Here is a 20,364-nt window from a genome sequence, read left to right on the forward strand (position 1 = left end):
CTATATCTTGTGGAAAATCTAGGTGAGATTAGTACCTGTAGTGTTCCGACTTGAACGGACCCTGTGGCGTTACGCCAATATAGGCAGCCTGCTCATCGGAAAGCGTCGTCAGCTTCACGCCGAGCTTGGCCAGATGCAGGCGAGCAACCTTCTCGTCCAGATGCTTCGGCAGGATGTAGACGCCCGGCTTGTATTCCGCCGTCTTGGTGAAGAGCTCGATCTGGCCAAGCACCTGGTTGGTGAAGGATGCAGACATCACGAAGGACGGATGACCAGTGGCATTGCCGAGGTTCAGAAGGCGACCTTCCGAGAGAAGGATCATGCGGTTGCCCTTCGGGAACTCGATCATGTCCACCTGTGGCTTGATATTCGTCCACTTCAGGTTCCGCAGCGAGGCAACCTGGATTTCATTGTCGAAGTGACCGATATTGCCAACGATGGCCATATCCTTCATCTCGCGCATGTGCTCGATGCGGATAACATCCTTGTTGCCAGTCGTGGTGATGAAGATATCTGCCGAGGAAACGACATCCTCCAGCTGAACCACTTCATAGCCGTCCATGGCCGCCTGCAGGGCGCAGATCGGATCGACTTCCGTGACCTTGACGCGTGCGCCAGCGCCAGACAGGGAGGCTGCGGAGCCTTTGCCCACGTCACCATATCCGCACACAACGGCAACCTTGCCAGCCATCATCACGTCGGTCGCGCGGCGAATGCCGTCAACCAGAGATTCCTTGCAGCCATACTTGTTGTCGAACTTCGACTTCGTGACCGAGTCGTTCACGTTGATCGCAGGGAAGGGCAGCAGGCCCTTTTTCGCCAGATCGTAGAGACGGTGAACACCAGTGGTGGTTTCTTCCGTCACGCCCTTGATGGCGTCGCGCTGCTTTGTGAACCAGCCCGGAGACGCCTGAAGGCGCTTCTTGATCTGTGCGAACAGGATTTCCTCTTCTTCCGAACCTGGGTTCGAAAGAACATTTTCACCCGCTTCTGCGCGTGCGCCGAGCAGGATGTACATGGTGGCATCGCCGCCATCGTCGAGGATCATGTTGGAGACACCGCCATCGGTCCACTGGAAGATCCGGTCGGTATAGTCCCAGTATTCCGTCAGGCTTTCACCCTTCACGGCGAAGACCGGAATGCCCGCGGCGGCGATGGCGGCTGCGGCATGATCCTGCGTCGAGAAGATGTTGCACGATGCCCAACGGACATCGGCGCCCAGAACCTTGAGCGTCTCGATGAGGACGGCCGTCTGGATTGTCATGTGCAGCGAACCGGAAATCCGCGCACCCTTCAGCGGCTTGGAACCTCCGAATTCTTCGCGGCAGGCCATAAGTCCCGGCATTTCGGTTTCTGCGATGTTCAGCTCCTTGCGGCCGAAATCGGCAAGCCCGATATCCGCGACGATATAGTCCTTCTCGATGCTCATAGTTTTCTCCAAGCTCGGGCCGAGATGCGCCTGTGGCTTCATTGGCCCCGGTTTCGGTTTCTGCGCCTGACGGAGAGATGCCGGCGGATGCCTCACAGGCAAAATCCGCCGTTGACCTTCCACCACGCTGACAGGCGGCTTCTGCTACAGGATGTAGCAGCCTTACCCGAAACTAGCAATAAGGATATAAAGAAGTCTTTATATGATAGTTACATCTCTTCGCCGAATCGATCTTCGACGAGATTTGCAAGGGCCTCGATTGCCTTTTCGGCATCCGGCCCGCTGGCGCTGACTTCAATCGTGCAGCCTGGGCTCGCGGCCAGCATCATCAATCCCATGATGGATGTTCCGCCCACGGTCATTCCATCTTTTGAAACATGCACATCCGCCTGAAAGGTTTCCACCATCTGGACGAACTTGGCAGACGCTCTGGCGTGGAGGCCGCGCTTGTTAATGATCAGCAATTCCCGGGAGATGGATGACATGGAGGCTTTCACTTGCCGCTCAGAACACGGCTGGCAACGTTGATATATTTTCGACCGGCATCGGATGCTTCCACCAACGCCTTTTGCATGTCGTTTTCGCCACGCACACCTGCCAGCTTGATCAGCATGGGCAGGTTGACGCCGGCAATCACTTCCACTTTGCCGCTGCTCATAACGGAAATCGAAAGATTGGATGGCGTGCCCCCGAACATGTCTGTCAGGATAATCACACCATGGCCCTCTTCGGCCTTTTCGACGGCATCCATAATGTCCTGCCGCCGTCTGTCCATATCGTCTTCGGGTCCGATGCAGACAGTTTCAATTCGTTTCTGAGGACCGACCACATGCTCAAGCGCCAGTCGAAACTCCTCAGCCAGCTTGCCATGAGTGACAAGCACAAGTCCGATCATTTAAAATCATCCCCCACTATCAATAGCGACCGATGCCTCTTTTGCACTGCAACAGATGCACGGCGGTGGGAAGCCATCTTCTCCATGTCTCGGGGAAGTGCAAGTCAAAAATCAAGCGAAAGGAGACCTCGAAACGGCTGTTCGTGACAAAATTCCGGCCGAAGTGCTGATAAAAGCGCCAAGGGCGTGCGACAACCGTCAGCAATTCTGACGAGTGGCAGTGCACCAAAGGGCGGCAAATCCAGATATTCTTGATCGGGAGGAAGGCGTTCTGAACCCGCAAGGGAAATGACACGAACGGCGAGATGCAGTTGGGCTTCTTCCACACTCGGCACTTTAACAATCCCGCTCCCGCGGATTTCGATGAGACCGGCGATGGAGGGCGGACGCCTGGCCACAATGCCCTGTTGATTTCCCGAGACCAAAATCTGGTCATCGGCGACGAGCGCGGCGAACGACCCTTGCCTGACTGTTTCCGCGATAAGGGTGAATGCGAGGCTGGATTTGCCGCTGCCGGAGGGGCCGGTGATCAATATGCCCTTCTTGCCGAGCACGACGGCTGTGCCATGAAGATTTATTGGCCCGCTCGTCACGCAGCCTCGCCGGAGGGAAGGGAGAGGATGAACCTCGCACCTGTAACGGTCTTGCCGTCGGAAAGGTTTTCGGCGCGCAGGCTGCCGCCGTGTGCCTCGGCAATCTGGCGGCTGATGGACAGCCCGAGACCCGAGTTCTGGCCAAAGCTCTCGCCTTCCGGGCGATCCGTGTAAAAGCGCTCGAAGATGCGATCAATGTCTTCGGCTCGAATGCCGGGACCGTTGTCATCCACCTGGATGATGCAACGACTGCGGCTCTTGAACAGCTTGATCGAAATACGTCCACCTTTATCCGGCACGAAAGAGCGCGCATTTTCGATGAGGTTGGTGATGATTTGCCCCAAACGCAGATCATGCCCCTGAACCAGATAATTGGATTTGGTCCCCGGTTTGTGATCGACGGTGAGGTCTATGTCCACCGGTTTGCGCCCCGTACGGATCTGCCGGGAAATCTCGACGAGATTGCCGACGAGAACTTCCATGTCGACCGGAGCGGAATCCGACCGCGCAAGCTCCGCATCCAGCCTCGACGCATCGGAAATATCGCTGATAAGGCGATCGAGACGGCGCACATCGTGCAAAATGATGTTGGTCAGACGCTGCTTCGAATCCTCTGTCTTCGCCAAAGGCAGTGTTTCCACCGCGCTGCGCAGGGATGTGAGGGGATTCTTGAGCTCATGGCTCACATCGGCCGCAAAGCTTTCGATGGCATCGATGCGGTCATAAAGTGCATTCGTCATGTCGCGCAGAGCTATGGAAAGATTGCCGATCTCATCCTGACGCGCGGAAAAATCCGGGATTTCCTCACGCTGCTTAACCCCGCGTCTCACCCGGATGGCCGCAGCCGACAAGCGGCGCAGCGGGTTGGCAATGGTGGAAGAAAGAAGCAGTGAAAGCAGAATATTGACCAGCGTTGCGACGCCAAACACGCGCATGATGGCCAGTCGCTCTGCGTGAACAATGTTGTCGATGTCGCCAGCCTGCGTGGACAGCAGAAGGACGCCCAGAACGGCACGGAAACGCTGCACCGGCACGGCGACAGACACGATCAGTTCGCCCTTGTCGGTCACGCGCACAACGGCGCCCCGAACGCCAGTCAGCGCGTTCATCACCTCCGGATAAATGGACCCGTCACCACCCGGCGCTTCCTTGTAGGCTGGCAGATTGCCAGGCTGCAGCATTCGGTTGATCTGGCTTGTCAGCCATTCAGACCAGGTCTGGGACTCCCCTTCGACCGGCGGCAATTCGTAGCGCAGCACCTGGCCGCGGGAATAGAGGTGACGCGAATCGAGAAGCAGGTTTGCATCCGCATCGAAAAGCCGCGCGCGCGTGCGCGTCGGGGAGATCAGCCGACGCAGAACCGGCGCTACCCGTTCAGGATCAATGGGAAAATCGAGATCCTCATCATTGGGAACCGGGGTGATACTTTGACCAGCCTGAAGCTCCAGAAGCTTTTCCGGGTCGATGGTGATCGAATTCGTATCGACGGAAGCGGATGCGGAAATCGCGCCTGCAATAATCTCGCCTTGCGTCAGAAGGCTTTCGACGCGCGCGTCAATCAGTCCCTCGCGGAACTGATTGAGGTAAAGGATGCCCGCGACAAGAACCACGGTTGCCGCGATATTGAAAAACAGAATGCGGCGCGTCAGGCTGGAAAAGACGGCATTACCGAATATGCGCCGTATCAGTGTGAAAGGATGCCTCCATAGCCGACGTGCCGGGCGGGGAGCATCCCTTTCACCCGCGCCAGAATCGTCAGAATGAAGTACTTGATCGGCCAAGGCCAATTCCTTTCCCGTGGCTGCCTTCCAAGGGACAACCGAAAGCGCGCTGCTGCGATTCGCGCCTTATATCCGCCATTTGCGCCTGACGGCAGAGGGCAGGTTAAAAAGCCTGCCGCTTTCGAAACCTGAAACGTGACGTGATCTTCTCACGTCCCGGCACGCTTCAGCCTTCGTTGCGTGCATCCCGTTTATGCGAGAGGCGCCTTAAGCTGCTTCGCGGAAGCGGTAGCCTACGCCGTAGAGCGTTTCGATCATATCGAAATCATTGTCGACCATCTTGAACTTCTTGCGAAGCCGCTTGATGTGGCTGTCGATGGTACGGTCGTCCACGTAGACCTGCTCGTCATAGGCCGCATCCATCAATGCGTCGCGGCTTTTTACAACGCCCGGACGTTGCGCCAGCGAATGAAGGATGAGGAATTCGGTCACGGTCAGTGTAACCGGCTCACCTTTCCAGGTGCAGGTGTGGCGCTCCTGGTCCATCAGCAGCTGGCCGCGCTCCAGGGTGCGGGCAGCCTGATCAGCTGCCGATTTTGGGGCGCCGCCTGCGGAAACCGCACCCTCCTTGCTGCTGGCACGACGCAAGATCGCCTTCACGCGCTCAACCAGCAGCCGCTGAGAGAAGGGCTTGGTGATGAAGTCGTCTGCACCCATTTTCAAACCGAACAATTCGTCGATTTCCTCATCCTTCGAGGTGAGGAAAATGACGGGCAGGTCCGACTTCTGCCGAAGGCGGCGAAGCAGTTCCATGCCGTCCATGCGCGGCATCTTTATATCGAAGATGGCCAGTTGCGGCGGACGCGCCAGAAGCCCGTCCAGAGCAGAGGCTCCATCCGTGTAGGTTTCGACGCGGTATCCCTCGGCTTCCAGTGCAATGGAAACCGAGGTGAGGATGTTACGGTCGTCATCCACCAGGGCGATCGTCTGCATTCTGTCTGTCTCCGCCATACTGTCACGCTTCTCCTGGATTGTGGCCCAGCCGGGCCGCGCCCGGGTTCCGCGTGTGTTTGAGGATAAAGGTGGAACAAATTGTGGCAAAGATAAAGAGGCAGATCGAAGATGGCATTTAATAGCGACGATAAGGAGCAGTGACGGGACGCGAAATGCATTGCTGTTCTAACCGATTTAAAAAAGCAAAAAATTCTTTAAATCGATTAATTATATGATTTTATTGATATTTTCTGCGCCTACCTCTTGCTCTTTGGCCAAAACCGTGGCTAGCGTTCGGCCAATCGACAACATGAGCCAAAGGATAGCGCGTCATGGAGCAGCACGGAGTTCATAATCCGTCAAACGGCATCGAAGCCCTCGGTCTGGTTGGTGCTCAGCGCGTCAACTATAACCTGAACGAGAGCGAGCTTTACGAAGCAGCGCTGCGCAACGGTGAAGCCGAGTTGACTGTGGATGGAGCTCTGCGCGCCGTCACCGGCCAGCACACCGGCCGTTCGCCAAAGGACAAGTTCGTTGTGCGCGACGCAACGACCGAAGGCAAGATCTGGTGGGATAACAACAAGCCGATGTCGCCGGAGCACTTTGCCGCGCTGAAGCAGGATATGCTGGCGCATGCGGCTGGAAAAACGCTTTATGTGCAGGACCTGGTTGGCGGTGCCGATAAGGACAATGCCCTGCCGACACGCGTGGTCACCGAGCTTGCCTGGCACGCTCTCTTCATCCGCAATTTGTTGATTCGACCGGATCGCTCTACGCTTTCGAGCTTCCAGCAGAAGCTGACCATCATCAACCTGCCGAGCTTCCGCGCCGATCCTGCCCGTCACGGCTGTAGGACGGAGACGGTTATTGCCTGTGATCTGGCCAGCGGGCTGATCCTGATCGGCGGTACGTCTTACGCGGGCGAGAACAAGAAGTCCGTCTTCACGGTGCTCAATTACCTGTTGCCGGAAAAGGGCGTCATGCCGATGCACTGCTCCGCCAATGTGGGTCCGCAGGGCGATTCCGCTGTCTTCTTCGGCCTTTCAGGCACGGGCAAGACCACGCTTTCGGCTGATCCGAACCGCACATTGATCGGTGATGACGAGCATGGCTGGGGTGAAGCCGGCATCTTCAACTTCGAAGGTGGCTGCTATGCCAAGGCTATCCGTCTCTCCGCAGAAGCAGAGCCGGAAATCTACGCCGCCACGCGCCGCTTCGGCACAGTTCTGGAAAACGTGGTTCTGGACGAAAACCGCGTTCCGAACTTCGATGATGCTTCGCTGACGGAAAACACGCGCAGCGCCTATCCGCTCCACTTCATTCCGAATGCATCGGCCACGGGCACTGCGCCGCATCCCAAGACGATCATCATGCTCACGGCAGATGCTTTCGGTGTCATGCCTCCGATTGCAAAGCTCACGCCCGAGCAGGCGATGTATCACTTCCTGTCGGGCTACACCGCAAAGGTGGCAGGTACGGAAAAGGGTGTGACGGAGCCGGAAGCGACGTTCTCCACCTGCTTCGGAGCGCCTTTCATGCCACGCCATCCGACCGAATACGGCAATCTGCTGCGCGATCTGATCGCACGCCATGAAGTGGATTGCTGGCTGGTCAACACCGGCTGGACCGGTGGCGCCTACGGTACGGGCCGCCGTATGCCGATCAAGGCAACCCGTGCGCTGCTGACTGCAGCCTTGAACGGCGAGCTGAAAAAAGCCGAGTTCCGTACGGATGCCAATTTCGGCTTTGCGGTTCCGGTGGAAGTACCGGGTGTCGAAACCTCGATCCTCGATCCTCGCTCCACCTGGGCAGATGGTGCAGCCTACGACACGCAGGCCAAGAAGCTGGTTTCGATGTTCATCAGCAACTTCGCAAAGTTCGAAGATCACGTGGACAGCAAGGTTCGCGACGCGGCACCGGGCCTTCTGGCCGCCGCCGAGTAAGATCTCGTTCGGAATAGACACAGCCGCCGGTGCGTTGCGCCGGCGGTTTTCTTTTTGCAGTCTCTGTGAAATAGAAGGCCACGGAGAAGACCATGGCCAGTGACCCGCTCATCATCAACAGCCGAATTACCCTTGCCGGATGGGAACTGACGGAGCAATTCGTGCTGGCCGGCGGGCCGGGCGGGCAGAACGTCAACAAGGTCTCGACCGCTGTTCAGCTGTTCTTCAATCTGTTGGGCTCGCCCTCCTTGCCAGACAGGATCAAGGAAAACGCCGCCAAGCTTGCCGGGCGTCGCCTTTCCAAGGAGGGGGTTCTGATTATCGAAGCCAATCGGTTTCGTAGCCAGGAACGCAATCGCGAGGATGCGCGGGAGCGGTTGAAGGAGCTTCTTCTTGAGGCCGCAAAACCGCCACCGCCGCCGCGACGTAAGACAAAACCAAGCAAGGGAGCCATCGAACGTCGCCTGAAGGAAAAGTCGGGGCGCTCAGAGGTCAAGAAAATGCGGGGCCGACCGGACCGGGAGTAAGTCATGCCAGTCATCCGTCTGCCTCTCGGCATCGAACATCACCCTGAAGCGCTTGACCGTGCGGCACAGCAAGGCCTGGTCGAGATCGTTCGGGAGATAGTTGGTGAGGCACCGCTTTATACGCCTGTCATGCCAAAGACGGGCAAGCCAATGTCGGTTCGGATGACCAATTGCGGTCTGCTTGGCTGGGTGACGGACAAGGAAAGAGGCTATCGCTATCAGGAAACACATCCGGTAACGGGCAATCCCTGGCCTGCAATGCCAGCGCAATTGCTGGAGCTGTGGTCAACCTACGCCCAATGCGCCAAACCGCCGGAAGCCTGCCTCATCAATTTCTATGCGGACGATGCGAAAATGGGCCTTCATCAGGATCGGGATGAAGAGGATCTTGAAGCGCCTGTGCTTTCCATCTCTCTCGGCAATAGCTGCCTTTTCAGGATCGGCGGCCTGCAGCGATCCGACAAGACCAGTTCTGTGAGGCTGCAGAGCGGCGATATCATTGTGCTCGGAGGTGAGGGCAGGCTGGCATTCCACGGAGTGGACCGGATCTATCCCGGTACATCGACGCTTCTTCGCAATGGCGGACGCATAAACCTCACGCTGCGGCGTGTGAATCGCTGACGATCCTTTTATATCGCTAACGATCTATCGCCTACAGTTTTCGCAGAGCGACGGTCTCGACCAGATGATTGCTGCCTTTGCGCAGGATGAGATCGGCCCGGGGGCGTGTCGGCAAGATATTCTGCCGAAGGTTCTTCAGGTTGATGTTCTGCCAAAGGCCCTCGGCAATATCCAGGGCTGCCTGTTGGTCAATGGTCGCATACCGGTTGAAGTATGAACTTGGGTCGCGGAAGGCGGTTTCCCGCAAGCGCATGAAGCGCTCCACATACCAGTTGTGAATCAGGCTCTCATCCGCATCGATGTAAATCGAAAAATCGAAGAAATCGGACACCATCGGAACGGCCGCACCGTCTTCCGGCAGGGTCCGGGACTGAAGCACGTTGATGCCTTCGAAGATCAGGATGTCCGGTCGGTCAATGATGCTGAACTCGTCCGGCAGAACGTCATAGGTCAGGTGCGAGTAACGCGGCGCCTTGACGTTTGGCTTGCCCGCCTTGATGGCCGAAAGGAAACGGAGCAGGGCGCCTATGTCGTAGCTCTCGGGAAAGCCCTTCCGCTCCATCAGATTGTCGCGCTTGAGGATCGCGTTGGGGAAGAGAAATCCGTCTGTGGTGATCAGATCGACCTTTGGACTGGACGGCCAGCGCTTGAGAAGTTCTTGCAGAATACGTGCGGTTGTCGATTTGCCGACAGCCACCGAGCCGGCAATGCCGATCACAAAGGGTGTCTTCACCTGGTCGGAGAGACTGAGGAAGCGATTGCGCTGCTGAAAGAGAAGCTGCGAAGCTTCCACATGCGCGGAAAGAAGACGTGACAGCGAGAGATAAATGCGCCGAACTTCATCCAGATCGATCGGATCGTGCAACGAACGCAGCCTCTTCACCTCATCGCCCGTGAGGGTGAGGGGTGTATCGGCGCGAAACCGAGCCCATTCTTCCGAACGAAAAAGGAAGAACGGCGAATAGTTGTTATCCGGCGTCGGGATATCGGATTCGATGGGCTGGCTGGCGATCGTCATGCTGGCTTTCGGTTCGCCTTTTCCTGCAGTCCTGACTGGACTGTTCGGCGTTGAAGTTCATCCAGCACATCCTGTAGCGGAATGTCGGCAATCTTCAATACGACCATGAGATGATAGAGAAGATCTGCTGCCTCTGAAGTAAGGCCCTTTGCATCTCCTTGAATGGCAGCGATCACAGTCTCTACCGCCTCTTCGCCCAGCTTCTTGGCCGCTCGTTCCTGGCCTGCGGCACAGAGCTTGGCAGTCCAGGACTGGGAGGGGTCCGCCTTGGCGCGTTCGGCAACAATGGCCTCCAGCTGGTCGAGAGTAAAATCGCTCATTCACACGCCCTCATCCAGCCGCATCGCAATGCCGTGCTCTGCCATGTAGCGCTTGGCTTCACCAATCGAATAGGTGCCGAAATGGAAAATCGAGGCGGCCAGAACCGCAGTCGCGTGACCGTCCTTCACACCCGCCACCAGATCATCGAGATTGCCCACGCCGCCGGACGCAATGACGGGTACGCGCACTGCATCTGCAATGGACCGCGTGAGCCCGATGTCATAGCCGCTCTTCGTCCCGTCGCGATCCATGGAGGTCACCAGAAGCTCACCCGCCCCCCGCTCGACCATACGGATGGCGAAATCGACCGCATCGATGCCGGTTGCCTGGCGTCCGCCATGGGTGAAGATTTCCCAACGAGGCGGTTCGTTGTCTGCGGAAACACGTTTTGCATCTATGGACACGACGATGCACTGGTTGCCGAACTTGTCCGCCGCCTCAGCAACGAAATCCGGGTTCTTTACGGCAGCAGAATTGATTGACACCTTGTCGGCACCGGCAAGCAGCAGCTTGCGAATGTCGCCGACCGCACGCACGCCGCCACCGACAGTGACCGGCATGAAGCAGTGCTCGGCAGTCTGGGCCACGACGTCGAAGATCGTATCGCGATTGTCCGATGAGGCCGTGATATCCAGAAAGCAAAGCTCGTCAGCGCCAGCGGCATCGTAGGCTTTGGCGGCCTCGACGGGATCGCCAGCATCGATCAGGTCAACGAAGTTGACGCCTTTGACGACGCGGCCATCTTTGACATCGAGACAGGGAATAACACGGGCTTTCAGAGTCATGCCGCGTCCCCCTTGGCAGCGCGGATCAAGGCGAGCGCCTCGGCAGGGTCGATGCGGCCATCATAAAGGGCGCGTCCTGAAATCGCGCCTTCAAGGTGGGCTGCATCGGGCTCAAGCATGCGCTTGATATCCTCCAGCGATGCCAAGCCGCCGGATGCGATGACGGGGATGGAAACGGCCCGTGCCAATTCCAGCGTCGATGCCCAGTTGATGCCGGTGAGAATGCCGTCACGGTCGATATCGGTGTAGACGATGGCTGCGACGCCAGCACCCTCAAACTTCTTCGCCAGTTCGATAACGCCAAGCTCTGATGCTTCCGCCCAGCCTTCAACCGCCACCTTGCCGCCTTTCGCATCTATGCCGACCGCGATCTGGCCCGGAAACTTTTGGCAGGCTTCAATCACAAGAGCGGGGTTGCGAACAGCAACAGTGCCAAGAATGACGCGGGCAAGTCCACGGCTCAACCAGGCCTCGATATGCTCAAGCGTACGAATGCCGCCGCCCAACTGCACCGGGTTTTTGGTGGCTTTCAGAATAGCATCAATGGCAAATCCGTTACGGCTTTCGCCAGCAAAGGCACCATCGAGATCGACAACATGCAGCCACTCGAAGCCCTGATCTTCGAAGGCTTTCGCCTGTGCTGCGGGATCGGGATTGTAAATCGTCGCCTGATCCATGTCGCCCAGCTTCAGCCGAACGCATTGTCCATCCTTCAGGTCGATTGCGGGAAATAGGATCATGTTCAGGGCTTCCAGCGGAGGAAATTGGCGATCATGGCAAGGCCGAGCTTCTGGCTCTTTTCCGGGTGAAACTGCGCGCCCGCGGTATTTTCACGGGCAACGAATGCGGTCATCGGGCCGCCGTAATCGGTCGTGGCAATCACATCGTCAGGATTGGTGGCTGCCAGATGATAGGAATGGACGAAATAGGCATGCAGACCGTCCGGTCCTGTCGGGATGCCCTCGAACAATGGGTGGGGGCGATTGAGGGTCAGCGTGTTCCAGCCGATCTGCGGAATCTTGAGGTCCGGATCTGCGGGGGTCATCTCGCGCACATCGCCGGAAATCCAGTCCAAGCCCTCGGTGGTTTCTTTTTCCAGTCCGCGGGTGGACATCAGCTGCATGCCGACGCAGATGCCGAGGAAGGGCCGACCCTTTTTCCTTACGGTGTCGACCAAAGCATCTTCCATGCCCGCCACGGAGGCAAGACCCCGGCGACAATCGGCATAGGCGCCGACACCCGGCAAAACGATCCGGTCTGCGGAGGCGACAATCTCCGGCCTGTCGGTCAGGTTGATTTCAGCGTCGAGGCCGGCCTCGCGGGCGGCACGCTCGAAGGCCTTCGTCGCGGAACGAAGATTGCCGGAGCCATAGTCGATGATAGCAACGCGCATCAGCGTCTTCCCATGTCAAAAAGTCCAAGCGCCGGTTCGTTGGTCGTGGTAACCGTGCCTGAAGGCGAGCGTTGCGACCAGTCGGGGCTGGGAACGGAAGGTTTCCAAAGCTCGCCGGCTGGTCCGGAGAAATAGATCTGTTCTGCGGTGGTCAGGTCGGGAGCCGTTACGATATCGACGAGCGTCCAGCCCTTGCCCATCAAGCGGCGGATCACCATCTTGCGGCCTTCAAGGCCGATCAAGAGGCCAAGCGCCAGTTGGGCGCAAAAGCCGGCCCAGAAGAAGCCGGGCCAATCCATCAGGCGACCCGCAAAAATCTGGGCAGCGAACACCAAGCCACCCCAAAGCCAGCATCGCTGAAACAGCAACCAGAGGCCCGGAAAGACGAAGGCCGTCCAGACCATCTTATCCGCAATGAAGCGGGTGGTGCGATGATCGGCTGTTGGCCCGCCGGGGGGAAGTAGTACGAGAAAACTCTTCAAGAGCCCTCCTGCGAGACTTAGACGAGCGTGCCCTTCGTGGAAGGGACGCGTCCGGCCTGCCTCGGATCGATTTCGGTTGCCGTTCTCAGAACGCGGGCGACTGCTTTGAAGCAGGTTTCCGCGATGTGGTGGCTGTTGGCGCCGTAATGATTGAGAACATGCAGGGTGATGCCAGCATTCTGCGCAAGCGCCTGGAAGAATTCCCGCACCAGCTCCGTATCGAAGGTGCCGATTTTCGGCGAGGTGAAGGTGACATTCCAGACGAGGAAGGGGCGACCGGATAGATCGACTGCCGCCTTGGTCATGGTTTCATCCATGGCCAGATCCAGCGATGCGTAGCGTGTGATACCGCGACGATCCCCAAGCGCCTTGGAGATGGCTTGCCCGATTGCGATGCCGGTGTCCTCCACGGAATGGTGATCGTCAATATGCAGGTCGCCCTTGCAGTCGATCTCCATGTCAATGAGCGAATGTCGGGAAAGCTGTTCCAGCATATGGTCGAAAAAGCCGATGCCGGTTTCGATCTTTGAGGTGCCGGTTCCATCCAGGTTGACACTGACGGAAATCGAAGTCTCGTTGGTCTTGCGCGATATGGAGGCGCGGCGTTCGCTCATTTTTCTCACCGGTTATGAACACGGAAAACTGAAGGCTGCTTATCAGCGACACCGCTGTCGTGCAAACGATTCCGAATGCAAACCTGCCAAGTCGTCTGCCATTTGCAATCGCAAGCGACGCACTTACATGAGAGCCAACGGTCGGAATGAGCCGGCCATTTGGCAAGTCCGTCAGAGCGGACGACAGGTGTAGAAATGACGACAATCATTACCGTGCGCAAAGGCGGCAAGGTGATCATGGCAGGAGACGGTCAGGTTAGTCTTGGCCAGACCGTCATGAAGGGAAATGCGCGCAAGGTGCGGCGTATTGGAAAAGGCGAAGTGATTGCAGGCTTTGCAGGCGCAACAGCCGATGCCTTCACCCTGCTGGACAGGCTTGAAAGAAAGCTGGAGCAATATCCCGGCCAGTTGATGCGGGCTGCCGTGGAGCTGGCCAAGGACTGGCGCACCGACAAATATCTGCGCAACCTCGAAGCCATGATGCTGGTGGCAGACAAGCAGATCACGCTTGCGATTACCGGCAATGGCGACGTGCTGGAGCCTGAACATGGCACCATCGCTATCGGTTCCGGTGGCAATTATGCCTATGCCGCCGCCCGCGCCATGATGGATAGCGATAAGAGCGCCGAAGAAATTGCCCGCCGGGCACTCGATATCGCTGCGGATATTTGCGTCTATACGAACCACAATCTGGTGGTCGAGACGCTGGACGCCGAGTAATTTCCTTCAATCAACTGGGTCCCTGCGGCCGGGCTTGATGAGCCGGTGCAGATGAGACGCCGAGAGGACACAATGACAACTTTTTCTCCAAGAGAGATCGTTTCCGAACTCGACCGCTACATCATCGGTCAGCATGAGGCGAAGCGCGCCGTGGCCATTGCCCTGCGCAATCGCTGGCGTCGACAGCAGCTGGATGAAAGCCTGCGCGACGAGGTGATGCCGAAGAACATTCTGATGATCGGGCCAACGGGCGTCGGCAAGACGGAAATCTCGCGTCGCCTTGCAAAACTCGCCGGTGCACCCTTCATCAAGGTCGAAGCCACCAAGTTTACGGAAGTCGGCTACGTAGGCCGCGACGTGGAGCAGATCATCCGCGATCTGGTCGAGATCGGGATTGGCCTTGTCCGCGAAAAGAAACGGGCGGAAGTTCAGGCCAAGGCCCATGCCTCGGCGGAAGAACGTGTTCTGGATGCTCTCGTAGGCTCCACGGCTTCGCCTGCCACACGTGAAACATTCCGCAAGAAACTCCGTGCCGGTGAGCTGGATGACAAGGAAATCGACATTGAGGTTGCTGATACCGGTGCCGGAATGCCGGGTTTCGAGATCCCGGGCATGCCGGGTGCCAATATTGGCGTCCTGAACCTTTCGGAAATGTTCGGCAAGGCCATGGGCGGACGCACGAAAAAGGTGCGCACCACCGTTTCCAAGTCCTATGGCGAACTCATCCGCGACGAATCCGACAAGCTGATCGATAACGAGGTTATTCAGCGGGAAGCCGTTCGCGCCGTGGAAAATGACGGCATCGTCTTTCTGGATGAGATCGACAAGATTGCCGCTCGCGATGGTGGACTGGGGGCTGGCGTATCCCGCGAGGGCGTACAGCGGGACCTGCTGCCACTGGTGGAAGGAACAACCGTTTCCACGAAATACGGCCCTGTAAAGACGGATCATATTCTGTTCATTGCATCCGGTGCCTTCCATGTGGCGAAGCCTTCGGATCTTCTGCCTGAGCTTCAGGGGCGCCTGCCTATCCGCGTTGAGTTGAAGCCGCTTTCGAAGGAAGATTTCCGCCGCATTCTGACGGAAACGGAAGCGAGCCTGATCCGACAGTACAAGGCGTTGATGGAGACCGAGCAACTTTCGCTCGACTTTACGGAAGACGCTATCGATGCGCTGGCGGATGTCGCCGTCCACCTCAATTCATCCGTCGAGAACATCGGTGCTCGTCGTCTTCAAACCGTGATGGAACGGGTGCTGGACGAGATCTCGTTCAATGCTCCGGATCGCTCCGGAACCGCGGCAATGATCGATGCTGCCTATGTGCGCGAGCATGTTGGAGACATTGCAGCGGATACCGACCTGTCCCGTTACATTCTTTGATGATCAGAAGAGGGCCGTGGCAAGGGTGCAACGGCCCTCTTCGCCGTAGGATGAGTGACGGTTAATTGAGGGCTGCGGTCTCGACTCAGCGGCCCTCTATTCAGTATGGGTCACGTCACTCATGTCGCGGGCGACAATTCCACGTGATTCGCTGCCTCGGCGTTGATAGAGCAAAGCTCACCTGAACTCTGGGATAGTCGATCTTGAAGCACGCCGTTCTTGCATTGCTGATGGTTTTTGCCTGGAGCCTTCCCGATGTGGAGGCCGCCAGCCTGACAGTGGTGCCACCCGGCAACCGCAATGCGGAGCAGCCGCGTATTCCCGGCGCTTCCGTGCGGCGCACCCGCGAAGGACGTACGAGTTTTGACGACAAGTACGACAAAATCCGGGATCTGCTTGCTGGAGACCGCAGCCTGATTTCCAAAATCAAACAGACGGCGCAGCGATACGACATCGATCCCATTCACATGATCGGCGCCATCGTGGGTGAGCACACCTATAATGTCGATGCCTATGATCGCCTTCAATCCTATTATGTGAAGGCTGCGGCCTATGCGGGAGACAATTTCCGCTTCGCCTACAAAGGCGAAACCATCGATCAGTTCACCGCGCGCAGCCAGTTCGGCAAGTGCGGCAGCTTCAGCGATTCCTACCGGCTCTGGTCCTGCCGGGAAGGTGTCTGGGAACAGGCATTTCGTGGCAAGACGGTAGATGGCAAGTCCTATCCCGACGATCGTTTCAGCGCGGTCTTCTTCCAGCCTTTCTATGCGGGCCAGACCTTCGGTCTTGGTCAGATCAACCCGCTGACGGCCCTGATGCAATCCGATATGGTGGCAAGCAAATCCGGCTATCCCAAGCTCGATCCTGCCGATGCGCAAGGGGTGTACAAGGCCATCATGGATCCGGACAAATCGCTGGCCTATATGGCGGCAACCATCCGGCGCTCCATTGATGATTATGCTGACATTGCCGGCATGGATATCTCGAAGAACCCTGGCATTACTGCCACGCTCTATAATGTCGGCAACTCCGCAAGCCGTGCCGCGGCGCTTGCTGCGCGCAACCGCGCGGGCGCAGGTGCATTGCCGGAAGAGAATTACTACGGCTGGTTGGTCAATACGAAGCTCGCCGAATTGAAATCGCTTCTCTGAGTGCTGATATAAGGGTCTGTCAATCTCTCGGGAGAACAGGCCAATGGATATGCGACCGGAACCCTTCGAGCCGCCGGCACCGCAGCCGCGCACGACGATTCCATCACGCCTTGAGATCATCCGGACGGTGTTTCGCAATCCGCTGGAACTGTGGGGTGAGCCCTCTTACACGCTGCCCTGGATCGATTCGAAGTTCTTTTCGGAGCGAACGCTGATCGTGAACGATCCGCGATTGATCCGTCATGTTCTCGTGGATAATGCCCAGAATTATGAGATGTCGGAAATTCGGCAGCTGATCCTGCGGCCGATTTTGCGCGATGGGTTGCTGACGGCAGAAGGTTCGGTCTGGAAGCGGTCACGCAAGGCCATGGCCCCTGTGTTCACGCCTCGTCACGCCAAGGGTTTTGCGGGCAAGATGCTGGCGAAATCCGAGGAGTTTCTCGGGAAGTATGAAGATGTGGGGCCGGAAGGCCGCTCCTTTGATATTTCCGTCGATATGACGGAACTGGCCTTCGCCATCCTCTCCGAAACCCTCTTTTCCGGTGATATCGTCACCACCAGCGATAACTTCGCCGATGATGTCGATAACCTTCTGCACCGCATGGGACGGGTTGATCCCATGGATCTGCTGCGTGCTCCGCCCTGGGTTCCACGTGTGACGCGGATCGGTGGCGCCAAGGTGCTGGGGAAATTCCGTGAAATCGTGCGTCTGACCATGGAGAAGCGCAAGGCCCGGATGCGACAGGACCGTGCCGACACGCCGGATGATTTTCTGACGCTTCTGCTAGAGCTGGATGGCCCGGATGGTCTGACGCTCGATGAAATTGAAGACAATATCTTGACCTTCATCGGTGCCGGGCACGAAACCACTGCGCGTGCCTTGGCCTGGACACTCTACTGCCTGGCTCATGCACCGCAGTTTCGCGCGCTGATGGAAGCAGAGATCGACAGCGTCATCGAGAGTGGAGCCGAGCCGGTGGAGTGGCTGGATCGGATGCCGCATGTGCGGGCTGCCTTCGAGGAAGGGATGCGGCTTTATCCGCCAGCTCCTTCCATCAATCGGGCGGCAATCAAGGACGACAGCTGGACGAGCCCCGCCGGTGAAACGGTGCGGATTGCGGCAGGCACGACCATTCTCGTGATGCCCTGGACTTTGCATCGCCATCATCTTTACTGGGAAAAGCCGCGCGCCTTCATGCCTGAACGGTTTCTGCCTGAACACCGCGGCAAAATTGACCGCTTCCAATATCTGCCCTTCGGTGCCGGCCCAAGAACATGCATCGGCGCGACCTTCGCTCTTCAAGAGGCCGTGATTGCCTTGGCGGTTCTGATGCGGCGGTTCCGCTTCGATGCTGTCTCCAATTTTGAACCCTGGCCGGTGCAACGCCTGACCACGCAGCCGAAAGATGGACTGCCTATGCGGGTATCAACGCGCACTTGTTAAGCGATGCGACCAATGCTGCATTGACTAAGCCGGTTCGTCGCGCAAGAACCGCAACATCAGCGAATGATGGAGGACGCCGGATGAGCCGAATCGATGTGAACGGATTAGCAATTGACGAGACACTTCACCGTTTTCTGGTGGAGGAAGCCTTGCCCGGCAGTGGAGTCGATCCGGATCGGTTCTTTGCGGAATTCTCCAACATCGTGCACGAGCTTTCGCCGAAAAACAGGCAGCTTCTGGCAAGGCGCGATGAACTTCAGGAAAAACTGGACGAGTGGTATCGCAAGAATGGCTCTACCTATGATCCGGTTGCCTATGAGAACTTCTTGAAGGAGATTGGATATCTGCTGCCGGAAGGGCCTGATTTCACGGTTTCCACCGCTAATGTCGATCCCGAGATCGCAACAATAGCGGGACCGCAGCTTGTCGTTCCGGTAATGAACGCGCGCTATGCGCTGAACGCTGCCAATGCGCGTTGGGGCTCGCTGTACGATGCTCTTTACGGAACCGATGCGATTCCTGAAGCAGACGGGGCCGAAAAGGGCAGGGGTTACAATCCGGTACGCGGTGCCAAGGTCATTGCTTGGGTCCGCGCATTTCTGAACGAATCCGTGCCGCTGCAGCACGGAGACTGGAGCGAAGTGACGGGTTTCTCGGTGAGCGAGGGCTCGATTCACGTGAAACGTGGGGAACAGACAACCGCGCTTGCCGATGCAAGTCAGTTTGCCGGCTATCGAGGTGAAGCAGGCTCCCCAAGCCAGGTGCTGTTGTGTCGCAACGGCTTGCATATCGAGCTCAAAATTGACGCCTCGACCGCGATCGGCAAGGACGATCCGACCCATATTTCCGATGTCTGGCTGGAATCCGCCATCACCACGATCATGGACTGCGAAGACTCTGTTGCGGCCGTTGATGCGCAGGATAAGGTTGTTGTTTACCGCAACTGGCTGGGCTTGATGAAGGGCGACCTGCAGGAGGAGGTCACGAAGGCGGGCCAGACATTCATCCGCGCACTCAATCCGGATCTTTCGTTCACTGCGCCAGACGGATCGGCAGTCGCGCTTCCTGGCCGTTCGCTTATGCTGGTCCGCAATGTCGGGCATCTCATGACCAATCCTGCGGTGCTGGACCGTGACGGGCGCGAAGTGCCGGAGGGCATCATGGACGCCATGGTGACCGCCTTGATCGCTCTCTACGATATCGGCCCGAACGGCCGCCGCATGAATTCGCGGGCCGGCTCCATGTATGTTGTGAAGCCGAAAATGCACGGCCCGGAAGAAGTGGCCTTTGCCTGCGAGATTTTCTCCCGTGTGGAAAAGGCGCTTGGCATGGCGCCAAACACCATGAAAATGGGGATCATGGATGAGGAGCGCCGAACGACCGTCAATCTGAAGGAGTGCATCCGTCAGGCCAAGGACCGGGTCGTTTTCATCAATACCGGCTTCCTGGATCGCACGGGCGATGAAATTCATACCTCGATGGAAGCCGGCCCCATGATCCGCAAGGGAGACATGAAGCAGGCGGCGTGGATTTCGGCCTACGAGAACTGGAATGTCGATACTGGCCTCTCCTGTGGCCTTTCCGGTCACGCGCAGATTGGCAAGGGCATGTGGGCCATGCCTGATCTGATGGCCGCCATGCTTGAGCAAAAAATTGCGCATCCGAAGGCAGGGGCAAATACCGCCTGGGTGCCATCACCCACTGCTGCTACCTTGCACGCCACGCACTATCACAAGGTGAATGTGGCGGAGGTTCAGGAAGAGCTGAAATCCCGCCCCCGAGCCAAGCTTTCCGATATTCTCTCTGTTCCGGTTTCCTCGCGTCCGAACTGGACGGCGGATGAGGTTCAGCGCGAACTGGACAACAATGCGCAGGGCATTCTGGGCTATGTGGTGCGGTGGGTTGATCAGGGCGTCGGTTGCTCCAAAGTGCCGGATATCAACAATGTCGGCCTGATGGAGGATCGCGCGACGCTGCGCATTTCCGCCCAGCACATGGCCAATTGGCTGCATCATGGTCTGGTCACGGAACAGCAAATCATCGAGACGATGAAGCGCATGGCTGCGGTGGTCGATGGACAGAATGCCGGAGATCCAGCCTATCTGCCCATGGCTGGCCGCTTTGACGATTCAGTTGCCTTCCAGGCAGCTCTTGAACTGGTCTTGAAGGGCAGGGAGCAACCGAACGGTTATACGGAGCCGGTTCTTCACCGCCGCCGTCTTCAAGCCAAGGCAAAGATGCAGGCGGTGTGATCAGGGAGCAGCCCGAAACGATCTAGGGAGCAGATGGAAACAGTTCTGCCATTGATGGAGAAATATGCGTGGGAAGCCTGCT

Annotated in this window: 21 protein-coding genes; 8 read left to right on the plus strand and 13 right to left on the minus strand. The window is 57.7% G+C overall.

All coding sequences use genetic code 11. From position 1 onward, the window contains the following. Positions 1 to 28: 28 nt before the first annotated feature. The 6 genes from ahcY to ACFSE1_RS17365 form a co-directional block, all read right to left on the minus strand. Positions 29 to 1,429: an adenosylhomocysteinase gene (gene ahcY / locus ACFSE1_RS17340; RefSeq protein ID WP_377404140.1), complete on the minus strand. Its 1,401-nt coding sequence runs from the start codon at positions 1,427 to 1,429 to the stop codon at positions 29 to 31. 209 nt (positions 1,430 to 1,638) lie between these two features. Further along, positions 1,639 to 1,914: an HPr family phosphocarrier protein gene (locus ACFSE1_RS17345; RefSeq protein ID WP_377404143.1), complete on the minus strand. Its 276-nt coding sequence runs from the start codon at positions 1,912 to 1,914 to the stop codon at positions 1,639 to 1,641. An 8-nt stretch (positions 1,915 to 1,922) separates the two neighbouring features. Further along, complete coding sequence (locus tag ACFSE1_RS17350) at positions 1,923 to 2,324, minus strand: PTS sugar transporter subunit IIA (RefSeq protein ID WP_377404146.1); 402 nt, start codon at positions 2,322 to 2,324, stop codon at positions 1,923 to 1,925. A 104-nt stretch (positions 2,325 to 2,428) separates the two neighbouring features. Continuing rightward, positions 2,429 to 2,917, minus strand: coding sequence for an HPr kinase/phosphorylase (locus ACFSE1_RS17355; protein WP_377404149.1), 489 nt, complete (start codon positions 2,915 to 2,917; stop codon positions 2,429 to 2,431). Then, positions 2,914 to 4,698, minus strand: coding sequence for a stimulus-sensing domain-containing protein (locus tag ACFSE1_RS17360; RefSeq protein WP_377404152.1), 1,785 nt, complete (start codon positions 4,696 to 4,698; stop codon positions 2,914 to 2,916). The genes ACFSE1_RS17355 and ACFSE1_RS17360 overlap by 4 nt, the downstream gene beginning before the upstream one ends. 207 nt (positions 4,699 to 4,905) lie before the next feature. After that, a complete protein-coding gene (locus ACFSE1_RS17365; RefSeq protein WP_377404155.1) occupies positions 4,906 to 5,631 on the minus strand; it encodes a response regulator transcription factor in 726 nt (241 codons plus the stop codon). Positions 5,632 to 5,963: 332 nt separating this feature from the next. On the opposite strand from ACFSE1_RS17365, the gene ACFSE1_RS17370 reads away from it, so the two are divergent. The 3 genes from ACFSE1_RS17370 (at position 5,964) to ACFSE1_RS17380 (ending at position 8,722) form a co-directional block, all read left to right on the plus strand. Beyond that, entirely contained in the window at positions 5,964 to 7,574 is a 1,611-nt protein-coding gene (locus ACFSE1_RS17370; RefSeq protein ID WP_377404158.1) for a phosphoenolpyruvate carboxykinase, read from the plus strand. 92 nt (positions 7,575 to 7,666) lie between these two features. Further along, positions 7,667 to 8,101 carry an alternative ribosome rescue aminoacyl-tRNA hydrolase ArfB gene (gene arfB, locus ACFSE1_RS17375; RefSeq protein WP_377404161.1) on the plus strand — a complete coding sequence of 145 codons (435 nt, stop codon included), beginning with the start codon at positions 7,667 to 7,669 and terminating at the stop codon, positions 8,099 to 8,101. Between the two features lie 3 nt (positions 8,102 to 8,104). Then, entirely contained in the window at positions 8,105 to 8,722 is a 618-nt protein-coding gene (locus tag ACFSE1_RS17380; protein ID WP_377404164.1) for an alpha-ketoglutarate-dependent dioxygenase AlkB family protein, read from the plus strand. A 31-nt stretch (positions 8,723 to 8,753) separates the two neighbouring features. On the opposite strand, the gene coaA is transcribed toward ACFSE1_RS17380, so the two are convergent. From coaA to hisB, 7 genes are read right to left on the minus strand one after another with little or no spacing between them, the layout of a single operon-like run. Beyond that, positions 8,754 to 9,740, minus strand: coding sequence for a type I pantothenate kinase (gene coaA, locus ACFSE1_RS17385; protein ID WP_377404167.1), 987 nt, complete (start codon positions 9,738 to 9,740; stop codon positions 8,754 to 8,756). Further along, complete coding sequence (locus ACFSE1_RS17390; protein ID WP_377404169.1) at positions 9,737 to 10,060, minus strand: phosphoribosyl-ATP diphosphatase; 324 nt, start codon at positions 10,058 to 10,060, stop codon at positions 9,737 to 9,739. Before ACFSE1_RS17390 ends, coaA begins: the two co-directional genes overlap by 4 nt. After that, the gene (gene hisF / locus ACFSE1_RS17395; protein ID WP_377404172.1) at positions 10,061 to 10,846 is read right to left on the minus strand and encodes an imidazole glycerol phosphate synthase subunit HisF; all 786 of its coding nucleotides are present in this window, start codon (positions 10,844 to 10,846) and stop codon (positions 10,061 to 10,063) included. Then, positions 10,843 to 11,586 carry a 1-(5-phosphoribosyl)-5-[(5-phosphoribosylamino)methylideneamino]imidazole-4-carboxamide isomerase gene (gene hisA, locus ACFSE1_RS17400; protein WP_377404175.1) on the minus strand — a complete coding sequence of 248 codons (744 nt, stop codon included), beginning with the start codon at positions 11,584 to 11,586 and terminating at the stop codon, positions 10,843 to 10,845. The genes hisF and hisA overlap by 4 nt, the downstream gene beginning before the upstream one ends. A 2-nt stretch (positions 11,587 to 11,588) precedes the next feature. Continuing rightward, the gene (gene hisH, locus ACFSE1_RS17405; RefSeq protein WP_377404178.1) at positions 11,589 to 12,239 is read right to left on the minus strand and encodes an imidazole glycerol phosphate synthase subunit HisH; all 651 of its coding nucleotides are present in this window, start codon (positions 12,237 to 12,239) and stop codon (positions 11,589 to 11,591) included. Beyond that, the gene (locus ACFSE1_RS17410) at positions 12,239 to 12,721 is read right to left on the minus strand and encodes a DUF2628 domain-containing protein (RefSeq protein ID WP_377404181.1); all 483 of its coding nucleotides are present in this window, start codon (positions 12,719 to 12,721) and stop codon (positions 12,239 to 12,241) included. The genes hisH and ACFSE1_RS17410 overlap by 1 nt, the downstream gene beginning before the upstream one ends. Positions 12,722 to 12,738: 17 nt before the next feature. Next, the gene (gene hisB, locus ACFSE1_RS17415) at positions 12,739 to 13,335 is read right to left on the minus strand and encodes an imidazoleglycerol-phosphate dehydratase HisB (RefSeq protein ID WP_377404183.1); all 597 of its coding nucleotides are present in this window, start codon (positions 13,333 to 13,335) and stop codon (positions 12,739 to 12,741) included. A 195-nt stretch (positions 13,336 to 13,530) separates the two neighbouring features. Between hisB and hslV the strand changes: the two genes are divergently transcribed. The 5 genes from hslV to ACFSE1_RS17440 all read left to right on the plus strand — a co-directional run bounded on the left by hslV (position 13,531) and on the right by ACFSE1_RS17440 (position 20,282). Then, the gene (gene hslV, locus ACFSE1_RS17420; protein WP_377404186.1) at positions 13,531 to 14,055 is read left to right on the plus strand and encodes an ATP-dependent protease subunit HslV; all 525 of its coding nucleotides are present in this window, start codon (positions 13,531 to 13,533) and stop codon (positions 14,053 to 14,055) included. A 72-nt stretch (positions 14,056 to 14,127) separates the two neighbouring features. Beyond that, the gene (gene hslU, locus ACFSE1_RS17425; protein ID WP_377404189.1) at positions 14,128 to 15,435 is read left to right on the plus strand and encodes an ATP-dependent protease ATPase subunit HslU; all 1,308 of its coding nucleotides are present in this window, start codon (positions 14,128 to 14,130) and stop codon (positions 15,433 to 15,435) included. A gap of 230 nt (positions 15,436 to 15,665) precedes the next feature. Further along, entirely contained in the window at positions 15,666 to 16,586 is a 921-nt protein-coding gene (locus ACFSE1_RS17430; protein WP_377404293.1) for a DUF1402 family protein, read from the plus strand. A 43-nt stretch (positions 16,587 to 16,629) separates the two neighbouring features. Continuing rightward, positions 16,630 to 18,030 carry a cytochrome P450 gene (locus tag ACFSE1_RS17435; protein WP_377404192.1) on the plus strand — a complete coding sequence of 467 codons (1,401 nt, stop codon included), beginning with the start codon at positions 16,630 to 16,632 and terminating at the stop codon, positions 18,028 to 18,030. Positions 18,031 to 18,110: 80 nt separating this feature from the next. Then, positions 18,111 to 20,282 (plus strand): malate synthase G, encoded by a 2,172-nt coding sequence (locus tag ACFSE1_RS17440; RefSeq protein WP_377404195.1) that lies wholly within the window; start codon positions 18,111 to 18,113, stop codon positions 20,280 to 20,282. Positions 20,283 to 20,364 lie beyond the last annotated feature (82 nt).

The organism is Affinirhizobium helianthi (assembly GCF_042680945.1).
GTDB lineage: Bacteria > Pseudomonadota > Alphaproteobacteria > Rhizobiales > Rhizobiaceae > Neorhizobium > Neorhizobium helianthi.